The organism is Streptomyces sp. NPDC046716, from assembly GCF_040645755.1.
Taxonomy (GTDB): Bacteria; Actinomycetota; Actinomycetes; order Streptomycetales; family Streptomycetaceae; genus Streptomyces.
Genome location: NZ_JBEYYU010000030.1, coordinates 57,433 through 69,629 on the forward strand (window position 1 = coordinate 57,433; position 12,197 = coordinate 69,629).

General features: G+C 72.5%; 14 protein-coding genes. 3 read left to right on the forward strand and 11 right to left on the reverse strand.

The window, feature by feature from the left end; genetic code table 11:
* Window positions 1-49 precede the first annotated feature (49 nt).
* Entirely contained in the window at window positions 50-1,000 is a 951-nt protein-coding gene (locus tag ABZ930_RS22645) for an EamA family transporter (protein ID WP_361550549.1), read from the reverse strand.
* Window positions 1,001-1,029: 29 nt separating this feature from the next.
* Window positions 1,030-1,635 (reverse strand): TetR/AcrR family transcriptional regulator, encoded by a 606-nt coding sequence (locus ABZ930_RS22650; protein ID WP_361550460.1) that lies wholly within the window; start codon window positions 1,633-1,635, stop codon window positions 1,030-1,032.
* Between the two features lie 159 nt (window positions 1,636-1,794).
* On the opposite strand from ABZ930_RS22650, the gene ABZ930_RS22655 reads away from it, so the two are divergent.
* Window positions 1,795-2,673, forward strand: a complete 879-nt coding sequence (locus ABZ930_RS22655; protein WP_361550462.1) for an SDR family NAD(P)-dependent oxidoreductase — start codon at window positions 1,795-1,797, stop codon at window positions 2,671-2,673.
* A 17-nt stretch (window positions 2,674-2,690) separates the two neighbouring features.
* Here the strand turns inward: ABZ930_RS22655 and ABZ930_RS22660 are convergent, their stop codons facing one another.
* Window positions 2,691-3,380: a TetR/AcrR family transcriptional regulator gene (locus ABZ930_RS22660; protein WP_361550464.1), complete on the reverse strand. Its 690-nt coding sequence runs from the start codon at window positions 3,378-3,380 to the stop codon at window positions 2,691-2,693.
* 146 nt (window positions 3,381-3,526) lie between these two features.
* Between ABZ930_RS22660 and ABZ930_RS22665 the strand changes: the two genes are divergently transcribed.
* Window positions 3,527-5,002, forward strand: a complete 1,476-nt coding sequence (locus tag ABZ930_RS22665; protein WP_361550466.1) for a DHA2 family efflux MFS transporter permease subunit — start codon at window positions 3,527-3,529, stop codon at window positions 5,000-5,002.
* Between the two features lie 91 nt (window positions 5,003-5,093).
* Window positions 5,094-5,510 carry a helix-turn-helix domain-containing protein gene (locus ABZ930_RS22670; protein ID WP_361550468.1) on the forward strand — a complete coding sequence of 139 codons (417 nt, stop codon included), beginning with the start codon at window positions 5,094-5,096 and terminating at the stop codon, window positions 5,508-5,510.
* A gap of 74 nt (window positions 5,511-5,584) precedes the next feature.
* Here the strand turns inward: ABZ930_RS22670 and ABZ930_RS22675 are convergent, their stop codons facing one another.
* Genes ABZ930_RS22675 through ABZ930_RS22710 form a run of 8 tightly spaced genes read right to left on the reverse strand, consistent with a single transcriptional unit; the run spans window position 5,585 to window position 12,182 of the window.
* Window positions 5,585-6,778: a cytochrome P450 gene (locus ABZ930_RS22675; protein ID WP_361550470.1), complete on the reverse strand. Its 1,194-nt coding sequence runs from the start codon at window positions 6,776-6,778 to the stop codon at window positions 5,585-5,587.
* A gap of 22 nt (window positions 6,779-6,800) precedes the next feature.
* A complete protein-coding gene (locus tag ABZ930_RS22680; RefSeq protein ID WP_361550472.1) occupies window positions 6,801-8,021 on the reverse strand; it encodes an FAD-dependent oxidoreductase in 1,221 nt (406 codons plus the stop codon).
* Window positions 8,018-8,221: a ferredoxin gene (locus ABZ930_RS22685; protein WP_361550551.1), complete on the reverse strand. Its 204-nt coding sequence runs from the start codon at window positions 8,219-8,221 to the stop codon at window positions 8,018-8,020. Before ABZ930_RS22685 ends, ABZ930_RS22680 begins: the two co-directional genes overlap by 4 nt.
* A gap of 23 nt (window positions 8,222-8,244) precedes the next feature.
* Window positions 8,245-9,141 carry a TIGR03621 family F420-dependent LLM class oxidoreductase gene (locus ABZ930_RS22690; RefSeq protein ID WP_361550474.1) on the reverse strand — a complete coding sequence of 299 codons (897 nt, stop codon included), beginning with the start codon at window positions 9,139-9,141 and terminating at the stop codon, window positions 8,245-8,247.
* Between the two features lie 39 nt (window positions 9,142-9,180).
* Window positions 9,181-9,798, reverse strand: coding sequence for an NAD(P)H-dependent oxidoreductase (locus ABZ930_RS22695; RefSeq protein ID WP_361550476.1), 618 nt, complete (start codon window positions 9,796-9,798; stop codon window positions 9,181-9,183).
* Window positions 9,795-11,006, reverse strand: a complete 1,212-nt coding sequence (locus tag ABZ930_RS22700; protein WP_361550478.1) for an MFS transporter — start codon at window positions 11,004-11,006, stop codon at window positions 9,795-9,797. The genes ABZ930_RS22695 and ABZ930_RS22700 overlap by 4 nt, the downstream gene beginning before the upstream one ends.
* Window positions 10,999-12,009, reverse strand: a complete 1,011-nt coding sequence (locus ABZ930_RS22705; RefSeq protein WP_361550480.1) for an LLM class flavin-dependent oxidoreductase — start codon at window positions 12,007-12,009, stop codon at window positions 10,999-11,001. The genes ABZ930_RS22700 and ABZ930_RS22705 overlap by 8 nt, the downstream gene beginning before the upstream one ends.
* Window positions 12,010-12,011: 2 nt before the next feature.
* A complete protein-coding gene (locus ABZ930_RS22710; RefSeq protein WP_361550482.1) occupies window positions 12,012-12,182 on the reverse strand; it encodes a hypothetical protein in 171 nt (56 codons plus the stop codon).
* Window positions 12,183-12,197 lie beyond the last annotated feature (15 nt).

Sequence of the window (12,197 nt, forward strand, 5' to 3'; positions counted from 1 at the left end):
AAAGAGGACATGGTTTGCCGCAGCTCGTGCGCCACAGCGGCTCCCTGCCTCATGTGGGCGTCACTTCTGTGGGTGTCACTTCCGTGTGCGTCATTTCTGGGGGCGTCGCCCTCCCGGCGCGCAGCCGTCGGCCGGAGCGCGCGGGCGTGATCAAGACGGCCAGGCAGCAGCCCACGAGAGCGATCCCGATCCAGCCGAAGGCCGGAAGCCGCTCCCCGACGACCAGCACGGCGAGGACCGCCGCGACGGCCGGCTCCAAGAGCGACAGGGTGGTCGCCGTACTCGCGGGAACATGCGCGAGGCCCCAGCCGAACAGCAGATATCCGGCGAACATCGGCACGACCGCCATGTACGCGCCGACGCCGGCGTTGGACCAGGAGCCGAGGAGCGGCGCGCCCGTGGCGAGCAGGACGGGCAGGAGCAGCAGTCCGCCGAGCCCGAAGACCGATCCCATCGCCGCGCGCGAGGCGATTCCACGGCTGATGAGCCGGTGTGCCGCCCACGAGTAGACCGCGTACGTCACGGCGGCCACCAGGCCGAGCACCACACCGAGCACCGTGGCCCCCATCGAGGCCGCGCCGGGCTCGTCGTGGGTCCGCGCCGCTTCCGCCACGCACAACATGACCGTACCGAGGAGGCCGATGGCCGCTCCGAGCATCCAGCGACGGGTGAGCCGTCTGCGGTCCACGACGCGCTCGATCAGGGCCGACGCCAGCGGCGCCGTCCCGATCGAGATCACCGTTCCCACCGCCACTCCGGCCAGATGCATGGAGCTGTAGAACGCCAACGGGTAGACGGCCACCGCCACCGCGCCCAGGAGCACTGTGGGAGCCTTGGCACGCAGCTCGCCGGCCTGCCTCACGATCCGTGGCCCGGCGACCAACGCCTGGAGCAGTCCTCCGAGCCCCATCGCCGCGGCCCCGATCGCCAGCGGCCCCACGGCCGGGGCGAACGTCGCGACCGTGCCCGTCGTGCCCCACAGCACCGACGCCGCGAGCACGCACAGCGCCCCCGCCCCCGCAGTTCGGCTCACAGCTTCTCCAGCAGGTCCGCCGCGAGGGCACGGGCCCGCCGGACACGGGCGCTCCCGCCTTCCAGACCGGAGCGCACCATCGCGCCCTCCAGCAGGAACGCCAGATGCTCCGACGTCGCACGCACCTGTTCGGGACGCCCGGGAAGCAGTTCCTCAAGGTGTCCCGCGAGCAGGGCTTCGACGTCTTCCTTGTAGCGGCGCACCGCCACCCGTCCCTCGTGCCCGGCAGGCAGCTCGGCGGCGATGTTCAGCAGCCCGCACCCACGAAAGCCCTGCTCGTACTCGAACTCCGCATGGTCGACGTAGGCGTCGAAGACCGCCAGTACCCGTCCGCGCGCGTCCTGAGCCTGGTCCAGTCGTACGCGGTACAGGCCCAGCCACTCCTCGTGCCGCGCCTCCAGGTAGGCCCGCACCAGGTCGGCCTTGGAGGCGAAGTTGTTGTACAGGCTCTTCTTCGCCACGCCCGCCTGGTCCGTGATCGTGTCGATCCCGGTCGCCGACACGCCCTCGGCGTAGAAGCGACGCGCCGCAGCCTCCAGCAGCCGCTCCCGGGCAGGCCGCCGCCGCGCGGTCCCACCCGTCTCCTCGACGACCTCACTCATCACGAACCCCATAGTAGGTAGACAGGGCTACCTACTTTAGCGTGCGTATTACGGGGTTGCCCAGATGAAGTGTGTGTGTCGCGGAGCGCGGACGCCGTACCGTCCGTGCCACCTCCCGTTACCGTCAGGTCAGTTGATGTCCATCGCCCAGGGAGAGCCATGAGTCAGCCGACCTACGCCTCGCAGCGGACGGCCCCACGAGGTCCCGGAATCCTCGTCGTCACCGGTGGTACGGACGGCATCGGGCGGGCTCTCGCCGAGCGGCGGCTCGGGCTGGGCGACACCGTCGCCGTCATCGGGCGGTCGCGGGACAAGGGCGAGGCGTTCCTCGCTCACGCCCGGAGGACCGGCGCCGCGGACCGTGCGCACTTCATCCGCGCCGATCTGGGGCTCCTCACGGAGAACCGACGGGTGATCGACCGGTTGCGCGACGCCTTCCCGGTCATCGACACACTCGTGTTCTGCGCCCGCTACTACCGTGCCGACCGGGCGGAGACGGCCGAGGGCATCGAGGAGACGTTCGCGCACTTCTACCTGAGCAGGTATCTGTTCGGGCACGGACTGGCCGACTCGCTGGGCCGGTCGGCGCACCCTGTCGTCGTGAACGTGGCGGGGCCGGGCGCCGGTCTGGACGTGATCCGGTGGGACGACCTGGAGTTCCGGGACGGCTATCACGGAGGCGCGGCCCTGGGGCAGGCCGGCAAGCTCAACGATCTGCTCGGGGTGACCTCCGCCGAGCGGTACGCCGAGGCCGGGCTGCGGTACGTGCTCGTCCACCCGGGCGCGACCGTGACCAGCCTCGCCGGTCAGTACGACGAGGCGACGCGCCGGCACATCGAGGAGATGCAGCGCACCGCGAAGCCGATCACGCAGGCGCTGGAGCCGATCGCCGCGGTCGTCGACCGTGCGCCGGGACAGCCGCTCAGCGCGTTCGTCGAAGGGCGCGAACTCGACGTGCGGACAGCGGACTTCGACGTGACGGCCGCACGACGCCTGGACGAGGTGACCGAGGCGTTCCTCGAGAACGCGTCGGCGTGAGGAGGCTCGGGGAACCGTCAGGATCCGCCACCACGGCGGGCAGGCCGGTCCGTCGCGGGGGGCACGGCCCCGAAGGCGTGCAGGAAGGTGTCGACCGCGGCGTCGGCCAGCTCGTGCAGCTCCGTGGAGCCGATCCTGCGGGTGCCGAGCCGCGAGCGGACCTCCAGCGGGCCGGTGATCAGCGCGAGGAGCTGCTCGGCCGCGAGTGCGGGGTCGCAGGGCCGCAGCAGGCCCGAGACGGCGAGCCGGGCGAGCCGGTCCGCGAGGGCCTCGCTGATCCGCAGCGAGGTGCAGCCCTGGACGACCTCGATGAGGTCCGGGAACCGGGCGACCTGCGCGTAGGTCAGCCAGCGCAGCGAGCGGGAGCGCTTGTCGCAACAGGAGCGGGCGAGCCGCAGCGCGACCTCGGAGAGCGCCGCACGCAGATCGTCACCGGGTGAGCGCAACCGGTCGAGCACCTCGATGTTCCTCTGCATCACGGCCTCCGCCTCCGCCGTGAGGCTGGCACGGAAGAGCGTCTCCTTGTCCGTGAAGTGGTTGTAGACCGTCGGCTTGGCGACGCCCGCCTGCTCGGCGATCTCCTGCACCAGAGCCTGCGCGTAGCCGTGCGCGGCGAAGACGTCGAACGCCGCGCCGAGGATCGCGTTCCGCTTGTCGATGCGCCCGCGCGAGGGCGTCTTCGCTGCCGGTGCCGCTGCTGATGCCATACCACCAGGGTAACCGCCGACCTCCCCGAGTGAACCGGCGGATACAGATTTTCTGACCCGCCTGTTGCGTTCCTCGCGGGGTTGCTAGATTGAACGCGCTGGTTCAATTTGAAGCTGCCAACGTGAGTGGACACCAGGAGAGGACCATGGCCAACCCTGCGGAAGACAAGCTCGATTCAGCCTTACGTCGGACGATCGGTGTGATCCTCGTCGGCGGGATCATGGGCATCCTCGACAGCTCCATGACCGCTGTCGCGGTGGACACCCTGTCCACCAGATTCGACGCCTCGATCAGTGCCACCGGCTGGGTCTCCACCGGATATCTGCTGGCGCTGACCGTGACGATCCCCGTCACGGCCTGGGCCGTCGACAAGGTCGGCGGCAAGAAGCTGTGGCTGTCCGGCCTGGTGCTGTTCATGGTCGGCTCGGTCGCCTCCGGACTGGCCTGGAACATCGGCAGCCTCATCGCCTTCCGTGTCCTGCAGGGCTTCGGCGCCGGGATCCTCGATCCGCTGATGCTCACGCTGTTGGCGCGCGCGGCGGGACCGACCCGGATCGGCCGGGTGATGGGCGTGATGGGCATCGTCAGCTCGACCGGGCCGGTGCTCGGCCCGATCGTCGGCGGTGTCATCCTCCAGGGCCTCGAATGGCGCTGGATGTTCTTCGTGAACGTGCCGATCGTGATCGCCGCGTTCCTCCTCGCCCGCCGTGCTCTGCCCGCCGACTCCCCCGGCGAGCAGGCGTCCGTCGGCAGGCTCGACGTGGTCGGCGTCGCGCTCATCGGCCCGGGCGTCGCCGTCGGGGTGCTCGCACTGTCGGAAGTCGCGCTTCGCGGCACGTTCACCACCTGGCAGGTGCTGCTCCCGCTGGCCGCCGCCGTCGTCCTGCTGGCCGGTTACGCGGTGCACGCGCTGCGACGGCGGGAGACGCCGCCGCTGATCGACCTGCGGCTGTTCACGCGCGGCAGCTTCACCGCGAGCGTCGTCGCCGCGGCCATCCTGGGCATCGCCACGTTCGCGAGCATCTTCGTGATCCCGCTCTACTACCAGCAGGTGCGCGGCACCGGGGTGTTCGAGGCCGGGCTCCGGCTCGCTCCGTTCGGCGTCGGATCCGCGCTGGTCATGCCGCTGGCGGGCCGCCTGTCCGACCGCTGGGGCTCACGCAATCTCGCGCTGACGGGTGCCGTGATCGCGCTCCTCAGTTCGCTGGCGTTCTCCCGCTTCGACGCCGGCACCAACCAGTTCTGGCCGCTGCTGGCCGCGTTCACGCTCGGCATCGGCACGGGGTCGGCCGGGGCGCCCGTCATCGGTTCCGTGTACCGGACGCTGCCGCCGGCCCTCGTCCCGCAGGGCAGTTCCGTGCTCTACATGCTCAATCAGCTCGGCGCCTCGCTGGGCATCGCCCTGGTGGCGCTGCTCATGCAGAACGCCGGGACCGACCGTCCCGTCGCCGGATTCCAGCACGCGTACGTGGCCGTCATCGCGGCGCTGGTCGTCATGATCGTCGCGACCTTCTTCATCCCGGGGAAGGCCACTCCCCCGCCCGCGCCGCCCGCCGGGCCGGACGACGCCGAGGTCACCCCGGCCGCCGCCCGGGTCGGCGGCGAACAGCCCGCCAGATGAACGCCGGCGTGCCGGGCGGCGGCATCCACGACGTCCACGCCGCCGCCCGGCACGCCTCGACAGGACAGCCCGTCATGGAAGGTGATGCCTCATGTCCGAGCGGTGGATCGACATCCTCCTCTCCCCGGAGCGCGACCGGCTGTCCGTCGCGGAGGTCTGTCGACGCAACGGAATCTCCCGCAAGACCTTCTACGTGTACCGCGACCGGTTCCGCGCCCTGGGCCCGGACGGTCTCGCCCCGCGTTCCCGCCGGCCGCTGAACTCCCCCCTGCGGACGTCGCGTTCGACGGAGCAGCTCATCACGCAGATCCGCGACGCACGTCCCGCCTGGGGCGCCCGCCGCATCCGCAACGAGCTGGTCCGGCAGGGCCATTCGCCGGTGCCCGCCGTGTCGACGGTGCACGCGATCCTGCGTCGGCGCGGACTGCTGACGAACCCGTTCGCCCCGGACGCGCGTGACACGGACGTACGCGGCACAGGTGGCGCGCAGGAGTGTGCGCGGGCCTGAACCGGTCGACGCGGCGGGTGGGCCCACCGACCATGGTCGTTGGGCCCACCCGCTGTCGTGCGTCGAGGCCGCCGCTACCAGGCCACCGGCAGCCGGTTCACTCCGAAGACCAGGGCGTCCTCCCGGTACTCGACGGTGTCGAAGTCGACGTCGAGCCGGAGCCCGGGCAGGCGTCGCAGCAGGGCGGGCAGCGCGATCTGCAGTTCCAGGCGGGCGAGTTGCTGTCCGATGCACTGGTGGGCGCCGTAGCCGAAGGCGAGATGCGCCACCGGCTTGCGCCGGACGTCGAGCCGGTCGGGGTCCTCGGGGACCAGATCGGTGCCGTGGTTGGCGGCGAGCGTCGACAGGACGACCCGCTCCCCCTCCTTGACGCTCTGACCACCGAGGTCCAGATCGGCGACGGCCTGGCGCACCAGGGGCGGAGCCACGGACAGCAGCCGCAGCAGCTCCTCGACGGCGTCCGGCGCCGCCGCCTCGTCGTCGCGGACGATCGCCAGCTGCTCGGGGTCTTGCAGCAGCGCGAGGGTGCTCAGGCCGATCATGCTGGACACGGTCTCGTGGCCCGCGACGAGGATGCTGTTGCCCATGCCGATCAGCTCGTCGTCGCTGAGGACGTCGCCGTGCCTGCGGATCAGGTCACCGAGGATGTCGTCGCCGGGCCGCCGGCGCTGACGACGGACCAGATCCCCCATGTAGGCGGCCATCGCCGCGAAGTTCTCCAGCTGGTCGTCCAGGGTGTTGGCGACATCGGTACCGGTGGCGCTGCGTCGCTGGATGCCGTCGCGGTCCTCCGGCGGGATCCCGAGCAGTTCGCAGATGACCAGCAGCGGGACCGGTCCCGCGAACGTCTCGATCAGGTCGACGCCGGGACCGGCCTGCTCCAAGGCGTCGAGCCGGGCCTCGATGATGCGCGAAACGGCGGGGGCGAGCGACCTGACCCGCTTGACGGTGAAGGCCCCGGTGAGCATCCGCCGGTAGCGGGCGTGCTCCTCCCCGTCGTAGTTGAGCAGGATCCCCGGCTGGTTCATCACGGTGCGGGGAGCGGTGCGGTCGAAGGCGAAGCCGGCCTCGTACCGGTGATCGGACAGCACCTCGCGGGCGTCGGCCGCGCGGGTCACCAGCACGGCGTCGAACGAGCCGAGTTGGGGATTGCTGACCGGCACCCGGGGAATCCGCGGGTCCTCCCGGACGCGTACCAGTTCCGGGTCGGGCAGGAACGGGCAGCCTGCGGGGCGCCGATTGTTGGGCATGGGTACGGAACCCGTCATGGCGGGCCTCCTTGCTAGGGGTTCAGAGCGGGCGGGAGGAGAGGGGCGCCGCCGGATCGGGCCCGGCGGCGTCGAGCAGCCGGCGGGCCGTGCGGACGCGGCCGGCGGAGTTCCAGCCGACGACGCCGACGAGCCGACCGGCCGCCTCGGCATGGGCGACGAACCGGCGGTCGGCGAGGGACCCTTCGACGATCCGGACCGAGGAACGCGCGGGTACGGACCCGTAGACCTGGACGCGGACCCCGTACTGGTCGGACCAGAAGTAGGGCACCGGCCGGTAGCGGACGGCAGCGGCGCCGCCGAGGATGTCCGTGGCCACGAACATCGCCTGCTCGGTCGCGTTCGTACGGTTCTCCAGGCGGACACCGCGCCCGCCGGTGCGCGAGGCACCGAAGCGGGCGACGTCACCGACCGCGTACACGTCGTCGGCCGCGCGGCACCGGTCGTCGCAGACCAGGCCTTCGTCCACCGTGAGGCCGCTGCCCGCCAGCCAGTCCGTGGCGGGGCGGGCGCCGATCGCGACGACGACCACGTCACCGGGCACCACCGCACCGGAAGCCGTGCGCACGCCGGTCACCCGGCCCGCCGCACCGACCAGACCCGTCACCGGCGTCGAGGTCAGCAGGCGGACGCCGTGCTCGGTGTGCAGCCGGGCGAGCTCGCCGCCGATCGTGGCGCCGAGCAGCCGCTCCATGGGATGTGCGGCCGGTTCGACGAGCGTCACCGGCAGGCCGAGGCCGCGCACCGTCGCGGCGATCTCGCAGCCGAGAACGCCGGCGCCCACGACGACGGTCCGCCGGGCGGTGCGCAGGTCGTCGCGGAGCCGGGCGCTGTCGCCCAGGGTCCGGAGCGTGTGGACACCGGCGAGTCCGCTCTGGCCGGGGAGACGGCGGGCGTGCGCTCCGGTCGCCACGACCAGCCGGCCGTAGCGCAGGGTGCTGCCGTCGCTCAGGGTGACGCGGTGCCGCGCCGCGTCGAGGGCGACGGCCGGACGGCCGAGGCGCAGGTCGAGGTCCAGGCCGTCGAGTTCCGGGCGGTCGCGCAGCCTGGTGCGTTCGGGCGGCCACCGGCCGGAGAGCACCTCCTTCGACAACGGCGGCCGGTCGTAGGGCAGTTCGTCCTCGGCGCCGATCAGGGCGAGGGTGCCGCGGAAGCCCCGTCGGCGCAGCGCCTGCGCCACGGTGAGCCCGCCGACACAGGCGCCGACGATCACCACGTCCGTACGGGCCGGGCCGGCGCTCATGACGCGCCGTTCACCAGGCGGATGGCGGCGGCGGGGCACAGCAGGGCCGCTTCCTCGACCGTCTCGCGCACGGCTGCCGGAGGCCGTGGGTCGAGGAGGACGACGACGCCGTCGTCCTCCCGCTGGTCGAATATCTCGGGGGCCGCCACCACACAGTGCCCGGCGGCGACGCAGCGGTCCTCCGCGATGCTGACGCGCAGCGTTCCGGCCTCGTGCGGTGCGTTCATCGCAGCTCCTCGATGACCTTGGCGAAGGCCTCCATCTCGGGTTCGAGCACGCTGAAGTAGGTCAGCCCGAACCGTTCCCTGCGCTCCCGGAGCTGGTCGGCGCAGTCGCGGGGCGAGCCGATGAGGATCGAGGGGAGCTGGGCGAGGTCGGCGGGGCCGAGGTCGAGGCTGTTCTGCCACACGTCGGTGACGTCGCCGAGCGGTCCCGACGGCAGCACGCGGTGGATCGGGACATTCAGCTCGACGTCGCGGACGCGGTCGCCGAGCAGTGCGTGCACCTCGTCGATCTGCCGGGTGATCTCGTCGAGACCGCCGAGCCGCAGCCCCTCGCCGTCGCGTACGGGCGCGGTCGCGGTGAACCCGATGATGTCGGCGTGCTCGGCGGCGAGGCGCAGCACGCGGTGGCCCCGTCCGGCGATCATCAGCGGCGGTCCCTGCGGCTGGTCCGGCGGTGGGGTCAGACCGGAGCGGCCGGGTCCGCCGAGGACGGCGCGCAGTTCACGGACGGTGCGCTCGAGGTGGTCGACGCGTTCGCGCGGTCCCGACCAGGGCAGGCCGGCCGCGTCGAACTGCGCCTTGTCGTAGCCCGCGCCGAGTCCTATCTCGACGCGGCCGCCCGTGTAGTGGTCGACGGTCGCGATGTCACGGGCGAGCACGGTGGGGTTGTAGAACTGCGTGTTGAGGACGAGGGTGCCGACCCGGATCCGTTCGGTGGCCTCGGCGGCCAGCGCCAGGGTCGTGATCGGGGCGGGCATGCCGAGGTGGTCGGAGACGGACACGACGTCGAAGCCGAGGCTCTCCGCCTGGCGGGCCCTGGCCACCCAGTCCGCCCGTGTGCGGGGGGTGAAAACGCCGAGGCCGAAGCGCAGGGGCCGGTTGTGCAGGCTGGTCACGGGGGAACCCTTCTGTCGGATGCGCCGAACCCGGAGGCGTCAGCGCTGGTAGGGGCGCGCGGCGCGGGCGGCTCGCAGGGCGTCGGCCCACCACACGAGCCGGCTCAGCATGGTCTTCGCGGCGACCTCGCTCTCCTCGGCGTCCCGAGGGCTGTCGCCGTCGAACTTGTTCCACGCCTGGTGGAAGACGAGCGATTCCCGCAGCGGCACCGCGTGCAGCTCGGTGAAGACGTGGCGCAGGTGGGCGACGGCCCACAGGCCGCCGCTCATCCCGCCGTAGGAGACGAAGCCGACGGGTTTCGCGGCCCATTCGTCGAAGATCCAGTCGATGGCGTTCTTCAGGGCGGCGGGGATCGTGTTGTTGTACTCGGGGGTGACGACGACGAACGCGTCGGCCCGGCCGAGCCGTGCGGCCAGGTCGTCGCGGAGCCGGCCGGTGGTCTCGTCGGGCGCGTCGCCGGGCGTGGCCAGTTCCAGTGGCAGCGGGTAGTCGATCAGGTCGATCAGTTCGACGGCCACGTCGTCGCGCTGGGCGGCCTGAGCGGTGAACCAGCGGGCGACGGTGGGCCCGAAGCGGCCGGTGCGGACGCTGCCGATGAGGACCGCCACGGTCAGCGGCCCGGTGGGCGGTGTCGGGGACGGCTCGTGTGCGGTCACGACGGTTGGCTCCCTGGGGTGGAAGGGCCGCGCAGGCCGGTGAGGGCGACGGCGAGTGCGGCCGCCCCGGCCAGCGCGATCGTGAGCGGCGCGGCGCGGCCGCCGTCGCCGTGGGTGAGCAGCGCGCCGACCGGTGGCAGCAGCAGGACGCCGCCGAGCTGGACGCCCGTCTGGTAGAGGGGCACGGCCGAGCTGCGCTGCGACGGCGTGAGTCCCTGCGTCGCCTGGAGGTTGAGCGCCCCGAAGGCGAGCACGAACGCGACACCGACCAGCAGCAGCGTCGGCAGCAGCACCGCCGGGTAGGACCCGGTCCCCGGGCGCAGCAGGAGCAGCAGCTGTCCGGCGAACGCGGCCGCCGCCCCCGCCGCGACGAGTCCCCCGGTGCCGAACCGTGCGGCGAGGCGTCCCGCGAACGCGGCGGACAGCGCGAGCGGGACGCAGGCCGGCAGGAGGGCGAGCGCCAACTGCCAGGGTTCCCAGCCGTATTGTCCGGTGGCGCGGAACGTGACGAGCAGCAGGAGACTGGCGTACGTGCCGTTGAGACCGGCCGCGACGAGCGTGGCGCGGATCAGCGCGCCATGTCTCCGCGGTGCCGGGGTCCTGCGGGGCGCGCTCCCCCGGCCGGTACCCGGGATGACCCGCAGGCCCCAGGCGAGGAGGATCAGCGCGACGGGCGCCGGGAACAGGAAGGTCCACCGCCAGCTCACCGGGGTCAGCACTCCGGAGAGCAGCAGGCCGAGGGTGAACCCGGTGGCGCCGAACAGCGAGTAGACGGATACCGCCCGGCGCAGTCGAGGGCCTTCGGGGAAGGTAGCGCCGATGAGCGTCAGACCGGCCGGAGCGGTGAGCGCGGCGCAGCCTCCCTTGAGTACGCGCGAGGCGATGAGCAGCCCCGTCGAGTCGCTGAGTCCGCCCGCCACCGAGGCCAGTGCGAAGACGAGGAGCGCGCCGAGATAGCAGCGGCGCAGGCCCCAGCGAGCCGTGAGCCGGGGGCCGACGAGGAGGACGGCCGCGAACCCGAGGGCGAAGCCGCTCATCAGCCACTGCACGGTCCAGACCGACAGCCGCAGATCGGCGGCGATCGACGGCAGGGCCACGAGGACCACGGAGACCTCGATCGCGTCGAGGACCATGTTGCCGGACAGGACGAACAGCATCCGGCCCGCGCCGCGTTCGGCGCGCGTCGGTGCGGCGAGGATCTCAGTCACCGGCCGGCACCCCGGCTGGCACGGCTCCGAGCCGCTCGGCGAGCAGCACGGGCAGTCGCTCGCTGATCAGCTCGATGTTGCGTACGACCAGGTCGTCGGGCATGCCCGCGACGCTCGCCCAGAAGATCAGGTGACGGACCGGAAGTCCCCTGATCCGCTCGGCGATCCGGGTCGCGGCGTCCTCGGGAGTGAGGATCTCCAGGAGGGACCAGGAGCCGTCCGCGGCCGGCGGCTGCGGGAAGTCGTCCGCGTCGAGCAGGGGCGGGCGCGGCGCGTCGGTGCCCTCGACGGAGCCCTGCCGGTAGCTGTTCATCTGGTGGGCGAGATGCGGGGCGACGCGCGGCCAGGCGGCCTCGGGGTCGTCGGCCAGGATGACGGGGAGCAGGTCGGACACGCGGGCCGTGCCGGGATCGTGTCCGCCTTCGGCGAGGCCCGCACGGTAGTGGCCGTACATCTCGCGGGAGATGTGCAGCAGGCCGATCCCGAGGCGGCCGGCGAGGCGGGCGCCCCGTGGCCCGTAGAAGCCGCCCCACACGGGCACGGGCGACTGGAGCGGGCCCGGGGTGACGCCGCCCTCGTCCCAGAGGCGCCGGATCTCGCGGACGTTGTCGCCGACCTGGTCGATGCGCCGTTTGAAGTCCGCGCCGTACAGCTCGTACTCGGGCACCCGGTAGCCGGCGCCGAGGCCGAGTTCGAGGCGGCCGCCGCTGATGAGGTCGACGACGACGGCGTCCTCGGCGATCCGGGCGGGGTGGTGGAGGTTCGGCAGGAGCACCGAGGTGCCGATGCGGACGTGGCGGGTCCGGGCGGCCGCCGCGGCGGCGAACGTCAGCGGCTGCGGCAGATAGCCGTCGTCGAACAGGTGGTGCTCGGTGAACCAGACACCGCCGGCGCCGCGCAGGTCGGCCTCCTCGCAGTACTCCAGGGAGCGGGCGTAGTGGTCGGCCCACGGGCGGTGCCACTGCTGGGGGTTGCGCAGGTCGAAGAGAAGTCCGACGTCCATCCTCAGGTCTCCGTTCGGGCGGCGCGGGGCGGTCGGGCGCCCCGCTGGTCGGGGACGGTGGCGAACACGCGGGCGACGAGCGCGCGCAGGTCGCCGGTCTCGTCGGGTTCGCGGGCCGGGGCCGTGGGGGTGCGGTACGGGGAGGGCGGCCACAGGATGTGGGCGGTGGTCATGGTCGGTCACGCTCC

Bases quoted from the DNA above. Each gene is read 5' to 3' on its own strand.
- ABZ930_RS22680 (WP_361550472.1), bottom strand. From the start codon at position 8,021: ATGAGCGCCGGCCCGGCCCGTACGGACGTGGTGATCGTCGGCGCCTGT.
- ABZ930_RS22675 (WP_361550470.1), bottom strand. From the start codon at position 6,778: ATGACGGGTTCCGTACCCATGCCCAACAATCGGCGCCCCGCAGGCTGC.
- ABZ930_RS22665 (WP_361550466.1), top strand. From the start codon at position 3,527: ATGGCCAACCCTGCGGAAGACAAGCTCGATTCAGCCTTACGTCGGACG.
- ABZ930_RS22705 (WP_361550480.1), bottom strand. From the start codon at position 12,009: ATGGACGTCGGACTTCTCTTCGACCTGCGCAACCCCCAGCAGTGGCAC.
- ABZ930_RS22670 (WP_361550468.1), top strand. From the start codon at position 5,094: ATGTCCGAGCGGTGGATCGACATCCTCCTCTCCCCGGAGCGCGACCGG.
- ABZ930_RS22660 (WP_361550464.1), bottom strand. From the start codon at position 3,380: ATGGCATCAGCAGCGGCACCGGCAGCGAAGACGCCCTCGCGCGGGCGC.
- ABZ930_RS22710 (WP_361550482.1), bottom strand. From the start codon at position 12,182: ATGACCACCGCCCACATCCTGTGGCCGCCCTCCCCGTACCGCACCCCC.
- ABZ930_RS22655 (WP_361550462.1), top strand. From the start codon at position 1,795: ATGAGTCAGCCGACCTACGCCTCGCAGCGGACGGCCCCACGAGGTCCC.
- ABZ930_RS22650 (WP_361550460.1), bottom strand. From the start codon at position 1,635: ATGAGTGAGGTCGTCGAGGAGACGGGTGGGACCGCGCGGCGGCGGCCT.